This is a genomic window from Actinoplanes xinjiangensis (assembly GCF_003148685.1).
Classification (GTDB): Bacteria; Actinomycetota; Actinomycetes; order Mycobacteriales; family Micromonosporaceae; genus Actinoplanes; species Actinoplanes xinjiangensis.
This window is the reverse complement of record NZ_QGGR01000003.1, coordinates 302,399-319,348: the sequence shown is the minus strand read 5'-3', so window position 1 is coordinate 319,348 and position 16,950 is coordinate 302,399. Positions and strand designations below refer to the sequence as shown.

At 70.0% G+C, this 16,950-nt stretch carries 15 protein-coding genes; 7 read left to right on the top strand and 8 right to left on the bottom strand.

The features are described from left to right. Positions 1 to 125 precede the first annotated feature (125 nt). Genes BC793_RS08405 through serA form a run of 4 tightly spaced genes read left to right on the top strand, consistent with a single transcriptional unit; the run spans position 126 to position 5,143 of the window. Entirely contained in the window at positions 126 to 1,955 is a 1,830-nt protein-coding gene (locus tag BC793_RS08405) for an acetolactate synthase large subunit (protein ID WP_109590961.1), read from the top strand. Beyond that, entirely contained in the window at positions 1,952 to 2,470 is a 519-nt protein-coding gene (gene ilvN, locus BC793_RS08400) for an acetolactate synthase small subunit (RefSeq protein ID WP_109590959.1), read from the top strand. The genes BC793_RS08405 and ilvN overlap by 4 nt, the downstream gene beginning before the upstream one ends. A gap of 47 nt (positions 2,471 to 2,517) precedes the next feature. Beyond that, positions 2,518 to 3,531: a ketol-acid reductoisomerase gene (gene ilvC / locus BC793_RS08395; RefSeq protein ID WP_109590957.1), complete on the top strand. Its 1,014-nt coding sequence runs from the start codon at positions 2,518 to 2,520 to the stop codon at positions 3,529 to 3,531. A gap of 37 nt (positions 3,532 to 3,568) precedes the next feature. Continuing rightward, entirely contained in the window at positions 3,569 to 5,143 is a 1,575-nt protein-coding gene (serA, locus tag BC793_RS08390; protein WP_109590955.1) for a phosphoglycerate dehydrogenase, read from the top strand. 7 nt (positions 5,144 to 5,150) lie between these two features. On the opposite strand, the gene BC793_RS08385 is transcribed toward serA, so the two are convergent. Then, complete coding sequence (locus BC793_RS08385; protein WP_109590953.1) at positions 5,151 to 5,501, bottom strand: hypothetical protein; 351 nt, start codon at positions 5,499 to 5,501, stop codon at positions 5,151 to 5,153. A gap of 462 nt (positions 5,502 to 5,963) precedes the next feature. On the opposite strand from BC793_RS08385, the gene BC793_RS08380 reads away from it, so the two are divergent. Beyond that, positions 5,964 to 6,989 (top strand): 3-isopropylmalate dehydrogenase, encoded by a 1,026-nt coding sequence (locus BC793_RS08380; RefSeq protein ID WP_203896045.1) that lies wholly within the window; start codon positions 5,964 to 5,966, stop codon positions 6,987 to 6,989. 143 nt (positions 6,990 to 7,132) lie between these two features. Further along, positions 7,133 to 8,251 (top strand): branched-chain amino acid aminotransferase, encoded by a 1,119-nt coding sequence (locus tag BC793_RS08375; RefSeq protein ID WP_109590949.1) that lies wholly within the window; start codon positions 7,133 to 7,135, stop codon positions 8,249 to 8,251. A 174-nt stretch (positions 8,252 to 8,425) separates the two neighbouring features. On the opposite strand, the gene BC793_RS08370 is transcribed toward BC793_RS08375, so the two are convergent. Further along, entirely contained in the window at positions 8,426 to 9,172 is a 747-nt protein-coding gene (locus tag BC793_RS08370; protein WP_109590947.1) for a tyrosine-protein phosphatase, read from the bottom strand. Between the two features lie 246 nt (positions 9,173 to 9,418). Here BC793_RS08370 and cimA point away from each other — a divergent pair, with 246 nt between their 5' ends. After that, on the top strand, positions 9,419 to 11,005 hold the full coding sequence (cimA, locus tag BC793_RS08365) for a citramalate synthase (protein WP_109590945.1): 1,587 nt from the start codon (positions 9,419 to 9,421) through the stop codon (positions 11,003 to 11,005). Here cimA and thrS read toward each other — a convergent pair. The 6 genes from thrS to BC793_RS08335 form a co-directional block, all read right to left on the bottom strand. Next, positions 10,972 to 12,192, bottom strand: coding sequence for a threonine--tRNA ligase (gene thrS / locus BC793_RS08360; RefSeq protein WP_109590943.1), 1,221 nt, complete (start codon positions 12,190 to 12,192; stop codon positions 10,972 to 10,974). The two genes, cimA and thrS, sit on opposite strands and share 34 nt — an antisense overlap. A gap of 147 nt (positions 12,193 to 12,339) precedes the next feature. Continuing rightward, the gene (locus BC793_RS08355; protein ID WP_373871187.1) at positions 12,340 to 12,879 is read right to left on the bottom strand and encodes a GNAT family N-acetyltransferase; all 540 of its coding nucleotides are present in this window, start codon (positions 12,877 to 12,879) and stop codon (positions 12,340 to 12,342) included. Further along, complete coding sequence (locus BC793_RS08350; RefSeq protein ID WP_109590941.1) at positions 12,876 to 13,871, bottom strand: endonuclease/exonuclease/phosphatase family protein; 996 nt, start codon at positions 13,869 to 13,871, stop codon at positions 12,876 to 12,878. Before BC793_RS08350 ends, BC793_RS08355 begins: the two co-directional genes overlap by 4 nt. 52 nt (positions 13,872 to 13,923) lie before the next feature. Continuing rightward, positions 13,924 to 14,205, bottom strand: coding sequence for a hypothetical protein (locus BC793_RS08345; RefSeq protein WP_146246203.1), 282 nt, complete (start codon positions 14,203 to 14,205; stop codon positions 13,924 to 13,926). Between the two features lie 85 nt (positions 14,206 to 14,290). Continuing rightward, positions 14,291 to 15,631 (bottom strand): M16 family metallopeptidase, encoded by a 1,341-nt coding sequence (locus BC793_RS08340; protein WP_109590937.1) that lies wholly within the window; start codon positions 15,629 to 15,631, stop codon positions 14,291 to 14,293. Further along, positions 15,628 to 16,941, bottom strand: a complete 1,314-nt coding sequence (locus BC793_RS08335; protein ID WP_109590935.1) for a M16 family metallopeptidase — start codon at positions 16,939 to 16,941, stop codon at positions 15,628 to 15,630. The genes BC793_RS08340 and BC793_RS08335 overlap by 4 nt, the downstream gene beginning before the upstream one ends. Positions 16,942 to 16,950: the final 9 nt, after the last annotated feature.

Genomic DNA, 16,950 nt, shown 5'->3' with positions numbered 1-16,950 from the left:
TTATCTGAGCGCACTCTCTCATCGAGCTTTCGATGAAGTGGGTGCGCTAGGTCCCGTGCATACGCACGAGGGCCTTTTTTGTTGCTCAAGTAACGGGACCGCTTACCGAAAAGGTCTGACTTGCCATGACTAGACCCACTCCTGAATCCCTCGCACATCGAGCCACTCCGGCCACCGTCGCGGCGGCCGTGAACACTGCTCCCGCCACCGTGGCCCCGGTAGCCACCACCGGTGCGGGCGCGCTCGTCCGGTCGCTCGAGGCGCTCGGGGTCGAGGTCGTCTTCGGCATTCCGGGCGGGACGATCCTGCCGGCGTACGACCCGCTGTTCGACTCGAAGGTGCGGCACATCCTGGTGCGCCACGAGCAGGGCGCGGGGCACGCGGCGACGGGTTACGCGCAGGCCACCGGCAGGGTCGGGGTCTGCATCGCGACCAGTGGGCCGGGCGCGACGAACCTGGTGACCGCGATCGCCGACGCGTACATGGACTCGGTGCCGATCGTGGCGATCACCGGTCAGGTGACCCGTGCGGCGATCGGGACCGACGCCTTCCAGGAGGCGGACATCCAGGGCATCACGCTGCCGATCACGAAGCACAACTTCCTGGTCCAGACCGCCGAGGAACTGCCCCGGATCCTGGCCGAGGCGTTCCACCTGGCGGCCACCGGCCGGCCCGGCCCGGTTCTGGTCGACGTCCCCAAGGATGTCCAGCAGGACCAGACCACGTTCTTCTGGCCGCCGGCCCTGGACCTGCCGGGTTACCGCCCGACCCTGCACCCGCACGGCAAGCAGATCCGTGAGGCGGCCCGGCTGATCGCCGCGGCCAAGCGCCCGGTGCTGTATGTGGGCGGCGGCGTCCACAAGGCCGGTGCCACCGACGGGCTGCGCAAACTGGCCGAGCTGACCGGCATCCCGGTGGTCACCACCCTGATGGCGCTCGGCGCGTTCCCCGACTCGCACCCGCAGCACCTGGGCATGCCCGGCATGCACGGCACCGTCCCGGCGGTCTACGCCCTCCAGAAGGCCGACCTGCTGATCACCCTGGGCGCCCGATTCGACGACCGGGTCACCGGCAAGCTCGACTCGTTCGCACCGGACGCCAAGATCGTGCACGCCGACATCGACCCGGCCGAGATCGGCAAGAACCGGCACGCGGACGTCCCGATCGTCGGCGACGCCCGGCACGTGATCGACGAGCTGATCGCGGCGGTCTCCGGCTCCGCGGGCGGCACCGAGCACTACGCCGCCTGGTGGGCGACGCTGAACGACATCCGCGAGCGTTACCCGCTGGGCTACGACGAGCCGACCGACGGCACGCTGGCCCCGCAGTACGTGATCGAGCGGATCGGCGAGATCGTCGGCCCGGACGCGATCTACTGCGCCGGCGTCGGTCAGCACCAGATGTGGGCGTCGCAGTTCATCCGGTACGAGAAGCCGGGCACCTGGCTCAACTCGGGCGGTGCCGGGACCATGGGCTATGCGGTTCCGGCCGCGATGGGCGCCAAGGTCGCGCAGCCGGGCACCACGGTGTGGGCGATCGACGGCGACGGCTGCTTCCAGATGACCAACCAGGAGCTGGCCACCTGCGCCCTGGAGGGCATCCCGATCAAGGTGGCCGTGATCAACAACGGCAACCTGGGCATGGTCCGGCAGTGGCAGACCCTGTTCTACGACGGCCGCTACTCCAACACCGAGCTGGGCACGCACAAGCACCGCATCCCGGACTTCGTGAAGCTCGCCGAGGCGCTCGGCTGCATCGGCCTGCGCTGCGAGTCGAAGGACGACGTCGACAAGGTCATCAAGCAGGCCATGGAGATCAACGACGCCCCGGTGGTCATCGACTTCACGGTCGGCAAGGACGCCATGGTGTGGCCGATGGTCGCGGCCGGCACCAGCAACGACGAGATCATGTTCGCCCGGGACGTGCGCCCCGCCTTCGAAGAGGACGACCTGTGACCAACAAACACACGCTGAGCGTGCTGGTCGAGAACAAGCCCGGCGTGCTCGCCCGGGTGAGCGGGCTGTTCTCCCGGCGCAGCTTCAACATCGACTCCCTGGCGGTCGGCGAGACGGAGAACCCGGACGTCAGCCGCATCACGATCGTGGTCAACGCGGACTCGAACCCGCTGGAACAGGTCACCAAGCAGCTCAACAAGCTGGTCAACGTCCTGAAGATCGTGGAGCTGGACCCGGCCCAGTCGGTCCAGCGCGAGCTCCTGCTGGTCAAGGTGCGTGCCGATCGGGCGCAGCGCAGCCAGGTGCTCGAGACCGTCGAGCTGTTCCGGGCGCGGGTGATCGACGTGGCTCCGGACACCCTGACGATCGAGGCCACCGGTAATCCCGACAAACTGGATGCGTTGCTGCGCGACCTCGAGCCGTACGGCATCAAGGAGATGGTCCAGTCGGGCCTCGTGGCCATCGGCCGCGGTTCCCGCTCCATCACCACGGGCCCCGCGCTGCGCGCCGCCTGAGTCCTCAAGCGCCGCCTGAGTTAGTAAAACGAGAGAAGAAGGAAGTCATGACCGCGGAAGTGTTCTACGACGGCGACGCCGACCTGTCGATCATCCAGGGCAAGAAGGTCGCCGTCATCGGCTACGGCAGCCAGGGCCACGCGCACTCGCTGTCGCTGCGTGACTCGGGCGTCGAGGTCGTGGTGGGCCTCCAGGAGGGCTCGAAGAGCCGCCCGAAGGCCGAGGAGCAGGGCCTGACCGTGAAGACCCCGGCCGAGGCCTCCGCCTGGGCCGACGTGATCATGGTGCTGGCGCCGGACACCGCGCAGCGCAAGATCTACGCCGAGTCGATCGCCCCGAACCTGACCGCCGGCAAGGCGCTCTTCTTCGGCCACGGCCTGAACATCCGCTTCGAACTGATCAAGCCGCCGGCCGACGTCACCGTCGCGATGGTCGCCCCGAAGGGCCCGGGTCACCTGGTCCGCCGTCAGTACGTGGACGGCAAGGGCGTGCCCGCCCTGATCGCGGTCGAGCAGGACCCGGCCGGCGACGGCCAGGCGCTGGCCCTCTCCTACGCGAAGGCGATCGGTGGCACCCGCGCGGGCGTCATCAAGACCACCTTCAAGGAGGAGACCGAGACCGACCTCTTCGGTGAGCAGGCCGTCCTCTGCGGCGGCACCGCGGCGCTGGTCCAGACCGGTTTCGAGGTGCTCACCGAGGCCGGCTACGCCCCGGAGATCGCCTACTTCGAGTGCCTCCACGAGCTCAAGCTGATCGTCGACCTCATGTACGAGGGCGGCATCTCCCGGATGCGTTACAGCGTCTCGGACACCGCCGAGTTCGGTGACTACGTCTCGGGCCCCCGCGTGATCAACGCGGAGACCAAGAAGGAGATGCAGGCGATCCTCGCCGACATCCAGTCCGGCGAGTTCACCCGCCGTCTGATCGCCGACGACGAGAACGGCGGCGCCGAGCTCAAGAAGTACCGTGAGCAGGGCGCCGAGCACCCGATCGAGATCACCGGCAAGAAGCTGCGCGGCATGATGAGCTGGGTGGACCGGCCGATCACCGAAACCGCCTGACCCGTTTCCGGCCCACCGGGCCCTAATATCGAAGTCCATGAGTCCAGTAGTGCTCGTCACCGAGGAACTGGCAGCGGCCGCACTCGACGTGCTGGCCGAGGACTTCGAGGTCAGACAGATCGACGGCACACATCGGGCGGCGCTCCTCGGAGCGCTGCCCGATGCGCATGCGGTGATCATCCGCAGTGCCACGGCGATCGACGCGGAGGCACTCGACACGGCGGGCCGGCTCAAGGTCGTCGCCCGCGCCGGAGTCGGCCTCGACAACGTCGACGTCCCGGCCGCCACCGCCCGCGGCGTGCTCGTCGTCAACGCGCCCACCAGCAACATCGTCTCGGCCGCCGAACAGGCGGTGGCGCTGCTGCTCGCGGTGGCCCGGCACACCGCGGCGGCGAGTGCCGCGCTCAAGGCGGGCGCCTGGCGGCGCTCCGCGTACACCGGGGTCGAAGTGCAGGGCAAAACCGTCGGGGTGGTCGGCCTCGGGCGGATCGGCGTCCTGTTCGCCCAGCGCATGGCGGCTTTCGGGGTACGGCTGATCGCGTACGACCCGTACGTCCAGCCGGCCCGTGCGGCCCAGCTCGGTGTGCACCTCGTCGGGCTGGACGAGCTGCTGCGGGAGAGTGACTTCGTCTCGGTGCACCTTCCCCGTACCCCCGAGACCGTGGGGTTGATCGGCGAGAAGGAACTGAACCTGGTCAAACCGGGGGTGCGGATCGTCAACGCCGCCCGCGGTGGCCTGGTCGACGAGCGCGCGCTCGCCGAGGCGCTGGCCGACGGACGTGTCGCCGGTGCCGGGCTGGACGTCTTCGAGACCGAACCGCTCACCTCCTCACCGCTGTTCGCCCTGGACAACGTGGTGGTCACCCCGCATCTGGGCGCGTCGACGGTGGAGGCGCAGGACAAGGCCGGCCTGGCCGTGGCGCGCAGTGTCCGGCTGGCGCTGCGCGGCGAGTTCGTGCCGGACGCGGTGAACGTGCGGGCCGGTGGGCCGGTCGACGAGGACGTACGCCCGTTGCTGCCGCTGGCCGAGAAACTGGGCCGGGTGCTCACCGCCGTCGCCGGGCACCTCCCCGAGCGGGTGACCGTCGAGGTGCACGGCGCCGCCGCCGGCCACGACGTCTCGGTCCTGGAACTGGCCGTCCTGAAGGGATTGTTCGCTCCGGTGGTGAGCGAACCGGTGACGTACGTGAACGCCACCCGCCTGGCCGCCGAACGCGGGGTCACGGTGCAGATGTCGGCCGTCGACGAGCCGGAGGACCTGCTCCGGGTCCACGGCGCGCTGCCGGACGGCCGTGGGGTGACCGTCGCCGGAACCCTCGGCGTCACCGCCAAGCTCGTCGAGGTGGACGGCTTCGACCTGGACCTGCCGCCGGACGGGGTGCTGGTGTTCTTCACCTACACCGACCGGCCGGGTGTGGTCGGCGCGCTCGGGATGGCCTTCGGCGAAGCGGAGATCAACATCGCCGCGATGCAGGTGGCCCGGCGCGCGGCCGGCGGCGAGGCCCTGATGGCGCTGACCGTCGACTCCACGGTCTCACCGGAACTGCTGACCGGGGTCGCCGCGGTGATCGGAGCCTCCCGCGCGGCCGTGGTCGACCTGCGAGCCGACTGAGTTTCCGCTAGAAGGCCCGGTAGACCGAGCCGTCCTGAAGGTCGAGCAGGTCGAGGTGGAACTGCGCGGCGTACTTCTCGATCATCTCGAGCACCACGTCGGCGCAGTTCTCGTCGAGTCTCATGTGGATGTGGTCGGCCTCGGCGTGCAACGGAGCACTGGCCCACGGCGAACCGGACTGCGCGGCCCGCGGCCCACGATCGGGGTAATAGCTGGTCACGGCGTCATAGAAGGCGACCACGCGAGGGTCGGCGGCGCGCTGTGGATGATCACCGCTGAAGCAGCGCGCGTTCGCGGCCCGGACCGCGTCCTGGTCCGCCGTCCGGTCCATGGCCCACACCACAAGGTCGAAACTCACCGGCGCATGGTGCCATCACCGGTGCCCGGCGTCGCGAACCGGCCGCCCGACACGCGGATACGGCGATGCCGCTCGTGGCGGCGCGGTTCGTGCGGATCCGTCCCCACGGGTGACCCGGTCCCGCTTTCCGGAGACCGATGGTGCGACACGCGCGGCGGGGTGGCTTGCGCGTCATAAGTCCGTCTCGCTAGCGTTGTGCCCCAAGCCGCACGTCTCGTACGGGCCTGTCTTCGGGTGATGGTGCCCGCCTCCGAGACGAGTGGTGCGTATCCCGGCGGGACTTCTCGTCGCTACAGCCCCCGTGACCGTTTGCCGCGGTCCGGGGGCTGTTCGCATTCCGGCTCGTCCGCCGTTCACTTGATGGGACTGCCGTACCGATGACCGGGACGGGCGGGTAGCCTGGCCAGGGTTCATCAGAATCATTGGGGGACTTCCAGAATCATTGGGGGATTTGACGTGAGCGTGGCGCGGATCGCGGTTGTCGGCGGCGACGGCATCGGTACCGAGGTGACCGCTCAGGCTCGCAAGGTCATCGACGCTGTCCTCCCCGGAGTCGACTACAACGACTATGACCTGGGCGCCCGCCTCTACCACCGCACCGGCGAGGTCCTGCCGCAGGCGGTCCAGGACGAGCTGGCCGGTCACGACGCGATCCTGCTGGGCGCCATCGGCGACCCGAGCGTCCCGCCGGGTGTGCTGGAGCGCGGCCTGCTGCTGAAGCTCCGTTTCGACTTCGACCAGTATGTGAACCTGCGCCCGTCCAAGCTGTGGCCCGGCACCACCAGTCCGCTGGCCGGTGTGAAGCCCGGCGAGATCGACATGGTCGTGGTCCGGGAGGGCACCGAGGGTCTCTACGTCGGCGCCGGCGGCGTTCTGCACAAGAACACCCCCGCTGAGATCGCGACCGAGGAGAGCCTGAACACCCGGCACGGCGTGGAGCGGGTCATCCGCGACGCGTTCGCCCGCGCGCAGCGCCGCGACCGCCGCCATGTCACCCTCGTGCACAAGACGAACGTGCTGACCCACGCCGGCAACCTGTGGTCGCGGGCGTTCGCCGCCGTCGCCTCGGAGCACCCCGAGGTCACCACGGAATACCAGCACATCGACGCGGCCAGCATGTTCATGGTCAGCAACCCGCAGCGGTTCGACGTGGTGGTGACCGACAACCTCTTCGGTGACATCCTCACCGACATCGCCGCGGCCGTGACCGGCGGCATCGGCATGGCGGCCAGCGGCTCCGTCAACCCGGAGCGCATCTACCCGTCGACGTTCGAGCCGGTGCACGGCTCCGCGCCGGACATCGCCGGCAAGGGCATCGCCGACCCGGCGGCCGCGATCCTGTCCGCGGCCCTGCTGCTGGAGCACCTGGGCAAGCTCGACGAGGCCCGGCGAGTAACCGAGGCGGTCGCGGTCGAGGTCGCGTCCCGGACTCCGGGCGCGCCGCTGCGTACCGCCGAAGTCGGCGACCGCGTCGCCGCCGCCGTCTGAGCGCGGCCCGTCACTCAGCCCTGCGGGGCTCGTCACCCACGGTCATTATTTTTTAACGACCGTTCGGGGTAAATTCATGGGGCACTGCGGGTGCCCTCATGCATGCTTCCCAACTTCTGCGTAAGAAAGCAGGTCCACCTGTTATGAGCGGTGGTGACCACCTCGATTTCGAGATCCGTCCGAACCCGGCACCCGTCAGCGACGCGGACCGCGCCGCCCTGCTGGCCAATCCCGGTTTCGGCCGCATCTTCACCGACCACATGGTCACGGTGCGCTACGCCGACGGTAAAGGCTGGTATGAGCCGCGTGTCGAGGCTCGCGCGCCGATCCCGATGGACCCGGCGAGCGCCGTCCTGCACTATGCGCAGGAGATCTTCGAGGGTCTGAAGGCGTACACGACACCCGACGGTGGTGTCGCGATGTTCCGCCCCGATGCGAACGCGAACCGGTTCAACCAGTCCGCGGCCCGGATGGCGATGCCGGCTCTGCCGGTCGAGACGTTCCTCCAGTCCCTCCACGAGATCATCAAGATCGACCGGAACTGGATTCCCGAGGACCCGGAGGGCAGCCTCTACCTGCGCCCGTTCGCCTACGCGAGCGAGGTGTTCCTCGGCGTCCGTCCCGCCACCGAGTACCTCTACCTGGTCATCGCCTCGCCGGTCGGCCCGTACTTCTCCGGCGGCGTCAAGCCGGTCAGCATCTGGGTGACGCCCGACTTCACCCGCGCGGCCCCCGGCGGCACCGGCGCGGCCAAGTGCGGCGGCAACTACGCGGCCGGCCTCTCCGCCCAGGCCGAGGCCTCCGAACACGGCTGCGACCAGGTCGTCTACCTCGACGCGGTGGAACGTAAGTACATCGACGAGCTCGGCGGCATGAACGTCTTCCTCGTCCTCGACGACGGCAGCCTGATCACCCCGCCGCTGACCGGCACGATCTTGCCCGGCATCACCCGCGACTCGGTGATCAAACTCGCCGAGCTGGCCGGCCGCAAGGTCGAGGAGCGCCCGATCAGCCTCCAGGAGTGGCGTGAGGGCGCGGCTTCCGGCCGGGTCCGCGAGGCGTTCGCCTGCGGCACCGCCGCGGTGATCACCCCGATCGGCACGATCAAGAGCGAGGACGGCGACTTCGCCGTCGCCGACGGCGACTTCGCCGTCGCCGACGGCGGCTCCGGCGAGGTCACCATGGCCATCCGCAAGGAACTCGTCGACATCCAGCGCGGCCGGGCCGAAGACCCCTTCGGCTGGGTCCACCGGGTCCTCTGACCGGTCCGGTCACCCTTTCCACAGGGTCACCGCACTTTTTCGGTACGGGTGGGAGCGCCGACAAACGCACCCACCCGTCCCGCACTACACCGCGACCGCCGAGGTCCGTCCAGATCCCAGCGCGTCCGCCGGGGCGTATCCGTCCCTGACCACTCAGCGGCCGGTCGTCATCCGCTAGATGTCGGTGAGGAGATGGGACCGCAGCGATTGCAGGTCGTCGTCGGTGAGGCCGATGTCCTTGGCGTAGGCCTCGACCGAGCCGTGCAGGGCGCGGAGGTCGTCGAGGAACAAGTGCATCGCCTCGGCGGGGGAGTCGAACATGTGCTCGTTGCCCTTGACCGCCTCAGGGCTGGCGCGCAGCAGGTATTCGGTGAGCGGGCGCATCGCCTCGGTGGTCAGGGCGTAGTCGGCGGCGATGTCCTCGTCGGACACGCCGAGCAGGGACAGCGTCAGCGCGCACACCGTGCCGGTCCGGTCCTTGCCGGCCATGCAGTGCACCACGACCGGGCCGGCCGCCGGGTCGGCGATGACCTTTAGTGAGCCGGCGATGCCCTCGCGGCCGTCCTCGGCGAAGTTGAGATAGCGGTCGGCCAGCCAGCGCTCGTGGACCGTGTCCGCGGAGTGCTCGACCTCCTCCCAGTCGACGTGCCGGATCACCAGGTTGCGGTAGTCGACGCCGTGCTCCTCGGCGACCCGGCCGAACTTCTGCACCTCGAACTCGCGGCGCAGGTCGATCACCGTGCGGATGCCGAGGGCGGCGAACGCCTCGCCGTCGGCCTCGTGCATCCGGTGCAGGGAGTCGGCGCGGAACAGCCGCCGCCAGCGGACGCGGCGCCCGTCGAGGCCGGCGTAACCGCCGACGTCCCGGAAGTTGTACGCCTTCGAGAACGGCAGATTGCGTGAATACGATTCGGCGACCACGGTCCCAACCTAACCGGCGACGGCGACTGCTCCACCCGTCGATTTCGTCACTCTCGCCGTCTCATCAAGTGGATTTCCGTCTCATCCCGTGGCGGCGCGTGGCATGCTTCGGGACATGACCCACTCCGTGCTGATTATTCGCACCTAGCGCGCCGACTGACTCCTCGTCGACGCGCAGACCTCCCGCATCCGCGGGGGGTCTTTTTGTTGTGGCTCGTGGATGACCGATCGAAAGGACTTTCCCCGATGGACTACCAGGTGTTCGACACGACGCTGCGCGACGGCGGGCAACGCGAGGGAATCAGCTACACGGTCGCCGACAAACTCGCGGTCGCGCGCCTGCTGGACGAGTTCGGTGTGGGGTTCATCGAGGGCGGCTGGCCGGGCGCCATGCCCAAGGACACCGAGTTCTTCGAACGGGCGAAGACCGAGCTGGACCTGAAACACGCGGTCCTGGTCGCGTTCGGTTCGACCCGCAAGGCGGGTGTCGACGTGACCCGGGACGCCCAGGTCAAGGCGCTGCTCGACGCCGGCACCCCGGTGGTCTGCGTGGTCGCGAAATCCGACATCCGGCACGTGGAGCGGGCGCTGCGCACCACCGGCGACGAGAACCTGGCCATGGTCCGCGACACGGTGCGGCACCTGGTGGCGAACGGGCGGCGTGCGTTCGTCGACTGTGAGCACTTCTTCGACGGGTTCCGCTACGACCCGGAGTACACCGCGTCGGTGGTGAAGGCCGCGTTCGAGGCGGGCGCCGAGCGGGTGGTCATGTGTGACACCAACGGCGGCATGCTTCCGTCGATGATCACCAAGGCGATCGCCTCGCTGGTGGAGAGGACCGGGGTCCGCGCGGACCAGCTCGGCATCCACTGCCAGAACGACACCGCCTGTGCGGTCGCGAACACGGTCGCCGCCGTCGAGGCGGGCGTCAGGCACTTCCAGTGCACGGCCAACGGGTACGGCGAGCGACCCGGCAACGCCGACCTGTTCGCCGTCGTCAGCAACCTGCAACTCAAGCTCGGGCTGAAGGTCCTACCGGACGGATGCCTCGAGAAGGCGACGCGGGTCTCCACCGCGCTCGCCGAGATCGCCAACATCGCCCCCGACACCCACCAGGCCTATGTCGGGGCCGCGGCGTTCGCTCACAAGGCGGGGCTGCACGCGAGCGCGATCAAGGTGGATCCGCTGCTCTACAACCACATCGACCCCGCGGTTGTGGGCAACGACATGCGGATCCTGGTGACGGAGATGGCCGGCCGGGCCAGCATCGAGCTCAAGAGCCGTGAGCTCGGACTGGACCTGGCCGGCCACCCGGACACCCTGACGAAGGTCACCCGCAAGGTCAAGGACCTGGAGGCGACCGGCTGGTCGTTCGAGGCCGCGGACGCCTCGTTCGAGCTGCTGGTACGCAGTGAGCTGCCCGGCGCCGACGTGGCCCGCCCGTTCACCCTGGAGTCGTACCGGGTGCTGGTCGAGCACCGGGAGGACGGCACGGTCATCTCCGAGGCGACCGTGAAGGTGCGGGTCCGCGGCGAACGGGTGATCGCCACGGCCGAGGGCAACGGCCCGGTCAACGCCCTCGACGAGGCGCTGCGTACCGCGCTGACCGGCCACTACCCGCACCTCAAGTCGTTCGAGCTGACCGACTACAAGGTGCGGATCCTGGAGGGCAGCCACGGCACCAACGCGGTCACCCGGGTGCTCCTGGAGACCAGCGACCACAACCGCGAGTGGACCACCGTCGGTGTGCACGAGAACATCGTCGAGGCCAGCTGGACGGCTCTCGTCGACGCTCTCACCTACGGTCTGGCCCGTACCTCCGCTCCGGCCTGACGCTCGTCCCGGGCGGCGGCCTCGATCAGTTCGATCGCCGCCGCCCCGGGCATCGGGTCCAGCCGGCTGCCGTCCCGCAGCCGGAGGGCCACCTCGCCGGATGCGGCCTCGCGGGCACCGATGACCGCGAGGTACGGAACCCTGTGGTGGTCCCGGATGCGGGCACCGACCGAGCCGTCGTGGATCACCTCCACCCGAAGACCGGCGGCCGACGCGGCGAACCCGCGAGCCGCCGCATCCTGGTCCGCGCCGACCGGCAGGACCGCGAGCTGGACCGGTGCGTACCAGACCGGGAACGCGCCCTCGTGCACCTCGATCAGGTGCCCGAACAGTCGCTCCATCGAGCCGGCCAGGCTGCGGTGCACCATCACCGGCCGGTCCCGTCCGCCGCTGCGGTCGGCGTACTCCAGCTCGAACCGTTCCGGCTGGTGGTAGTCGATCTGCACGGTCGCGAGGGTCCACTCGCGGCCGGACGGATCGGCGACCTGAATGTCGATCTTCGGGCCGTAGAACGCGGCCTCACCGGGCACCGCGACGTACTCGACGCCGGCGTCGGCCAGCGCCCCGCGCAGCAGTTCCTCGGCACGTGCCCACGAGCCGTCGTCCCCGCCGTACCGCTTTCCCGGTCCGCGCAGTGACAGCCGGTAGGAGACCGGGCCCATGCCGAGCGCGGCGTGTGCCTGCCGCATCAGCGCCAGCACCCCGGCCACCTCGGCGCCCGCCTGCTCCTCGGCACAGAAGATGTGCGCGTCGTTGAGCAGCATCGACCGTACCCGGGACAGGCCGCCGACCACGCCGGACCGCTCGGCCCGGTACATCGGCCCCAGCTCGGCGATCCGCAACGGCAGATCACGGTACGACCGGCCGCGGGACCGGAAGATCAGCGCGTGATGCGGGCACAGGCTGGGCCGCAGCACCAGTTCGTCCTCACCGACGCGCATCGGCGGGAACATGTCGTCGGCGAAGTTGTGCCAGTGGCCGGACAGCTCGTACATCCGGCGTTTGCCCAGAGCCGGCGAATACACGTGGCGGTATCCGGCGCGCCGCTCCAGGTCGTACAGGTAGGACTCCACCTCGTGGCGCGCGGCCGCGCCGGCCGGCAGCCAGAACGGCAGTCCCGCGCCGATCAGCGGGTCGGAGTCGAACAGGTTCAGCTCCCGGCCGAGCCTGCGGTGATCGATGGACATCGTGGGTCTCCCTCGTTTCGGGGACCCCGGACGACAAAGCCCCGGGCATGTCGCCCGGGGCTGCGTCGTCGCTTCTAGCTCGGCATCGACTCGGCGCCGGGTCTTCCCGGCGTCGTCGTGTTCGAGCTGAGCATCATGCCGACGATGCTAGACAGCCCCCTCGCGGGCGGCCAGCCAGTTTTCCGAGAGCAGCTGGAACAGGTAGTGGTCCTGCCAGTCACCGGCGATCTTCAGATACCGGGGCGCCATCCCGAAGCGGACGAAGCCGTTGCGTTCGAGGACGCGCTGCGACCGTACGTTATGGAGCATCGTGCCCGCCTCGACCCGATGCAGACCGTAGGTGAGGAACGCCGCCTCGACCACCGCCGCGACAGCGGTGCTCGCGACGCCGCGCCCCGCGGCGGACGCGTCCACCCAGTAACCCAGGTTCGCCGACTGGAAGGCACCGTGCACCACGTTCGACAGGTTGACCCGGCCGATGATCCGGCCGCCCTCGACGATCGCGTGCGGCAGGGCGTTACCTGCCCGCAGCGCGTCGGAGATGATCTGCCACTGGCCCTCGGTGGTGTAGTAGCTCTCCTCGCGCAGCGGATCCCACGGGGCCAGGTGCTCCCGGTTGGCGCGCAGCAGGGCCGCCATCTCCGCGGCGTCGACGGGGCTGATCAACCGGATCGCGATGTCGGTCATGCGGCCGGGACGACCAGCCAGGCGATCACCGCGCGATGATCGGAGTCCTTCACACTGTGCACCTGGACATCTTTCACCCCGATCCGGTCGTCGGCCAACACGTGGTCGATGGTGACCGGCGGGATCGGGTCGCCGTCGTAGGGACCCCACGTGCCGATCCAGCCCTTCCCGACGGCGTCCGCGACATCCCGGTAGCCGGTGTCGATCAGGTCGCGCAGCGGCCGGTGGTCCAGCGTCGCGTTGAAGTCGCCCATCAGGATCTTCGGCAGCCCCCCGGCGGCCGGCACCAGGTCGCCCAGGTCGGCGGCCCAGCCGGGGACCATGTCCCGGCTCGCCGGGGCGAGCGGGTGCACCGACTCGACATAGACCGTCCCGGCGCCCGGCACCTGCACCACCGCGTGCGCCTGCTGGAAGCCGCCGTCGTTGCGGCGCGACGCCTGCTCGGCGAAGTCGTAACGCGAGTAGAGGCCGGAGCCGCTCGCACCCCACTCCGGCGCCAGCTGGTTGAAGGGCAGCAGCTGCTCCAGCCCGGCCGCCTTCAGCGCCTGCTGCCCGCGCTCGGTGAACTCCTGCACGGCCAGCACGTCGATCCGGTTGTCGCGCACCAGCGCGACGATCTCGCCGGCGTCGGCGCCGCCGAACAGCATGTTCGACGTCATCACCCGCAGCTCGACGCCGGTCGACGGACCCTTGTCACCGTCGGCCAGGACCCGCGGCACGGTCGCCGTCGCGAAACCGGCGGCGATCAGGACCGCCACCGCGGCGGCGGCCCACCGGCGGGTGATCAGGGCACCGAGGGCGGGAATCAGGGTCCATATCGCGACGTACGGCGTGAAGGCCAGCAACTGGACCCAGAAGCCGGCGTCCCAGCCGAACGTACGCGCAACGAGCCAGATCGCCGCCGGGACCAGCGACAACCAGAACAGAACGGTCCACACGATGCGTCGGCGCCCGACCGGGCGTGCCGCAGGTGGCGCGTCGGTGATCGTCATGGCGGCGACGGTATCCGCAGGCTGCCACCATGAAGGGGCAACGCGGCTCACGTCACATCATCGACGGTGGTCGGCGGGCGAGTGGGCCGCCCAGATCCTCCACCCGGTTCGCGGTCGCCGCCCGTCTGACCCAGCGATAGACCTGAGCAGGGTCTTTGCAGCCCCGGATGGTGTCACGGGTCTCCCCGGAGATCTCGACACCGCGTGCCTTGAGGACATGGAACAGCGCGCCGATCATGCCGATCAGCCGCCCCTCGGCCCGGCCCTCGGCCTCCGCCCGGGCGGCCATGCGTCGCAGGAGATCCTTCGGAAGGCTGTATCCGATGCGCGTCATGGGTGACAGCGTACGCCTAGCTGAACCATGACAGCTAGGCGCACGACAGGGTGCGCGACCGTGTGATCGCACACCCCGTCCGTCGTCAGATCGTCGAGTCGACGACCTCGCCGAACTCGGCGAGCTCCGCCCGGATCGCCGCGCCGTCGCCCTCCACCACCAAGGTCAGGGCGTCCACCGACAGATGCTCGGCCGCCGCCTTCGACACCTGCTCGACGGTCGCCTCCAGATACTCCCGGCGCAGCGTCGCGTAGTAGTCGTCCGGCAGACCGTGCACGACCAGGGTGCTCAGCGCACCGGCGATGGCACCCGGCGTCTGCATCTCCACCGACAGCTGGCCGGCCCGCCAGGAACGGGCCACCTCCAGCTCGTCCTCGGTGATGCCCTCCGCCTGGGTGCGCGCGATCTCGCCGAGGGTGTCACGGATCGCCGGGGCGGTCACCGCGGTCTGCACCCCGGCCGCCACCTCGAAACGGCCCCAGCGGCGGGTCATCGCGTACGACCCACGGATCCCGTACGTGTACCCCTTCACCTCGCGGATCAGGTGATTGAGCCGGGACGTGAACGCGCCGCCCAGCACCGTCGCCGCCAGCGTCATCGGCACGTAGTCGGGGGTGGCCCGCTCCGGCGCCCGGTGCCCCAGCCGCAGCGTCGACTGCACCGAGTCCGGCCGGTCCACCAGGATCGTGCGCCGTCGTGCCGGCAGCACCACCCCCAGCGGCCCGGTCTGCTCCAGCGGGTCGCCGGAGGTGCCCTCGAACGCGGCTTCGGCCAGCGCCGCCAGGTCCAGCGCGTCCAGATCGCCGGCGACCAGCAGCACCCCCGGCCGCCGCAGCCAGGCCTCGTGGAAGGCGAGCACGTCGTCGACGGTCACCGCGGCCACCGAGGTGGGATCGCCGTGCAGTGGCCGGCCGTACCGCCCGTCGGCGCCGAACAGGTCGGCCCGCAGCGCGGCGTCGGCCCGTGGACCCGGCTGCGCCCAGTCCATCCGCAGGGCGGTCACCTCGTCGTCGCGGACCCGGGCCACGTCCTCCGGGTCCAGCTTCGGCGTACGCGCGGCCTCCGCGGCCAGGCGCACGGCGTCGGCCAGCAGCGGTCCCGGCGCCGACACGCCGACCCGGAAGGTGTCCCAGTCGACCCCGGGGGACAGCTCCGCGCCGAGACTCTCCAGCGCCAGCGCGTACGCCGCCGAGTCACGCCTACGGGTGCCCTCCTCCAGCGACTTGGCGAGCACGGTGGCCGTACCCTCGCGGCCGTCGGTCTCCCGGGCCGCGCCCGCGTCCAGCAGCAGCAGCGCGCTGGCCAGGATCTGGCCCGGCATGTGGGCGGCGATGACCGTGCCGCCGTGGGCGGTGACCCGCCGGATCGCCGGGAAGGCGTACGGCCGGGCCGAGCCGGCGCCCGGTCGGGTGGTGACGAGGCTCATGACGGCTCCCCGGGAACGTAGGTGAGGGTGACGCGGGACTCGGGACGCAGCACGTGCCGGGCCGCCTCGGTGACGTCCTCGGCCGTGACCGCCAGCCACTTCGGCAGCCGGTCGGCGGCGGTCGCCGGGTCACCGAACTGGGTCGTGTACCGCCCCAGCAGGTCGGCCCGGCCGTACACCGTCGACACACCCCGCCACCACGAGGTGGTCAGCAGCGCCTTCGCCCGGTTCAGCTCGTCCTCGCCCACCGGCTCGTCGATCAGGCTCTGCACCACCTCGGCCAGGCCCGCCTCCAGCGTCTCCAGGTCGACGCCGTCCTTCGCGGTGGCCGTGATGATCAGCGGGGCGGGCGCGTGCGCCAGATCCACCCCGTACGCCCCGATGTAGTCCGGCTGGGCGATCCGGGCGCCGTCGGCGAGCCGCTGGTAGAGCCGGCTGCCCCGGCCGTTGCCGAGCACCGTCGCCAGCACCGTGACCGCGTCGTACCCGGCCGTGCCGAACGGGTACGTGCGGTGCGACAGGTAGATCCGCGGGGCCGGCACCTTCGCGGTGACCGTCTCGCGTACCGCCTGCTCCGCCGGGCCCGGCAGGGTGCCGTCCGGCGCCGCCGGGATGTCCGGAACCGTGGCGATCGCGCCGAAGTACTTCTCGGCCAGCGCGAACACCTCGGCCGCCGCCGCGTCGCCGACGACCGTCAGGACCGCGTTGTTCGGCGCGTAGTACTGCTGGTGGAAGGCCTTGAAGGTGTCCAGGGCGGCCCCGTTCAGGTCCTCCATCGACCCGATCGTGGAGTGGTGGTACGGGTGCCCCTCCGGGTACAGCAGCGGCAGCAGGCGCAGCCACGCGTCACCGTAGGGCACGTTCTCGTACCGCTGGCGCCGCTCGTTCTTGACCACCTCGCGCTGGTTGTCCAGCGTCTCCTGGGTGAGCGCCGGGACCAGACCGCCCATCCGGTCCGCCTCCAGCCAGAGCGCCAGCTCCAGATGCTCGGACGGCATCGTCTCGAAGTAGTTCGTCCGGTCCGGGTTGGTGGTCGCGTTCAGGGAGCCGCCGTTGCCCTGGACCAGCTTCATGTGCTCGGTCTTCTTCACGTGCTGCGAACCCTCGAACATCAGATGCTCGAAGAGATGCGCGAACCCGGTCTGGCCTGGCGGCTCGTGCCGGGAGCCGACGTCGTACCAGAGGTTGACGCAGACGACGGGCGCCGTGCGGTCCTCACTGACGACGACGCGCAGACCGTTCGCGAGCTGCGTGGTTTCGATGGGCCACGGATACCCGGTCGTGGCGACCGGTGCGGATGGTGACGTCACCCGACCAAT

What these genes read in the sequence shown, in the direction of transcription:
- BC793_RS08350 (WP_109590941.1), bottom strand. Translation starts at nt 13,871, where the DNA reads ATGACGATCACCGACGCGCCACCTGCGGCACGCCCGGTCGGGCGCCGA.
- BC793_RS08375 (WP_109590949.1), top strand. Translation starts at nt 7,133, where the DNA reads ATGAGCGGTGGTGACCACCTCGATTTCGAGATCCGTCCGAACCCGGCA.
- serA (WP_109590955.1), top strand. Translation starts at nt 3,569, where the DNA reads ATGAGTCCAGTAGTGCTCGTCACCGAGGAACTGGCAGCGGCCGCACTC.
- BC793_RS08405 (WP_109590961.1), top strand. Translation starts at nt 126, where the DNA reads ATGACTAGACCCACTCCTGAATCCCTCGCACATCGAGCCACTCCGGCC.
- BC793_RS08340 (WP_109590937.1), bottom strand. Translation starts at nt 15,631, where the DNA reads ATGAGCCTCGTCACCACCCGACCGGGCGCCGGCTCGGCCCGGCCGTAC.
- ilvC (WP_109590957.1), top strand. Translation starts at nt 2,518, where the DNA reads ATGACCGCGGAAGTGTTCTACGACGGCGACGCCGACCTGTCGATCATC.
- thrS (WP_109590943.1), bottom strand. Translation starts at nt 12,192, where the DNA reads ATGTCCATCGATCACCGCAGGCTCGGCCGGGAGCTGAACCTGTTCGAC.
- BC793_RS08345 (WP_146246203.1), bottom strand. Translation starts at nt 14,205, where the DNA reads ATGACGCGCATCGGATACAGCCTTCCGAAGGATCTCCTGCGACGCATG.
- BC793_RS08355 (WP_373871187.1), bottom strand. Translation starts at nt 12,879, where the DNA reads ATGACCGACATCGCGATCCGGTTGATCAGCCCCGTCGACGCCGCGGAG.
- cimA (WP_109590945.1), top strand. Translation starts at nt 9,419, where the DNA reads ATGGACTACCAGGTGTTCGACACGACGCTGCGCGACGGCGGGCAACGC.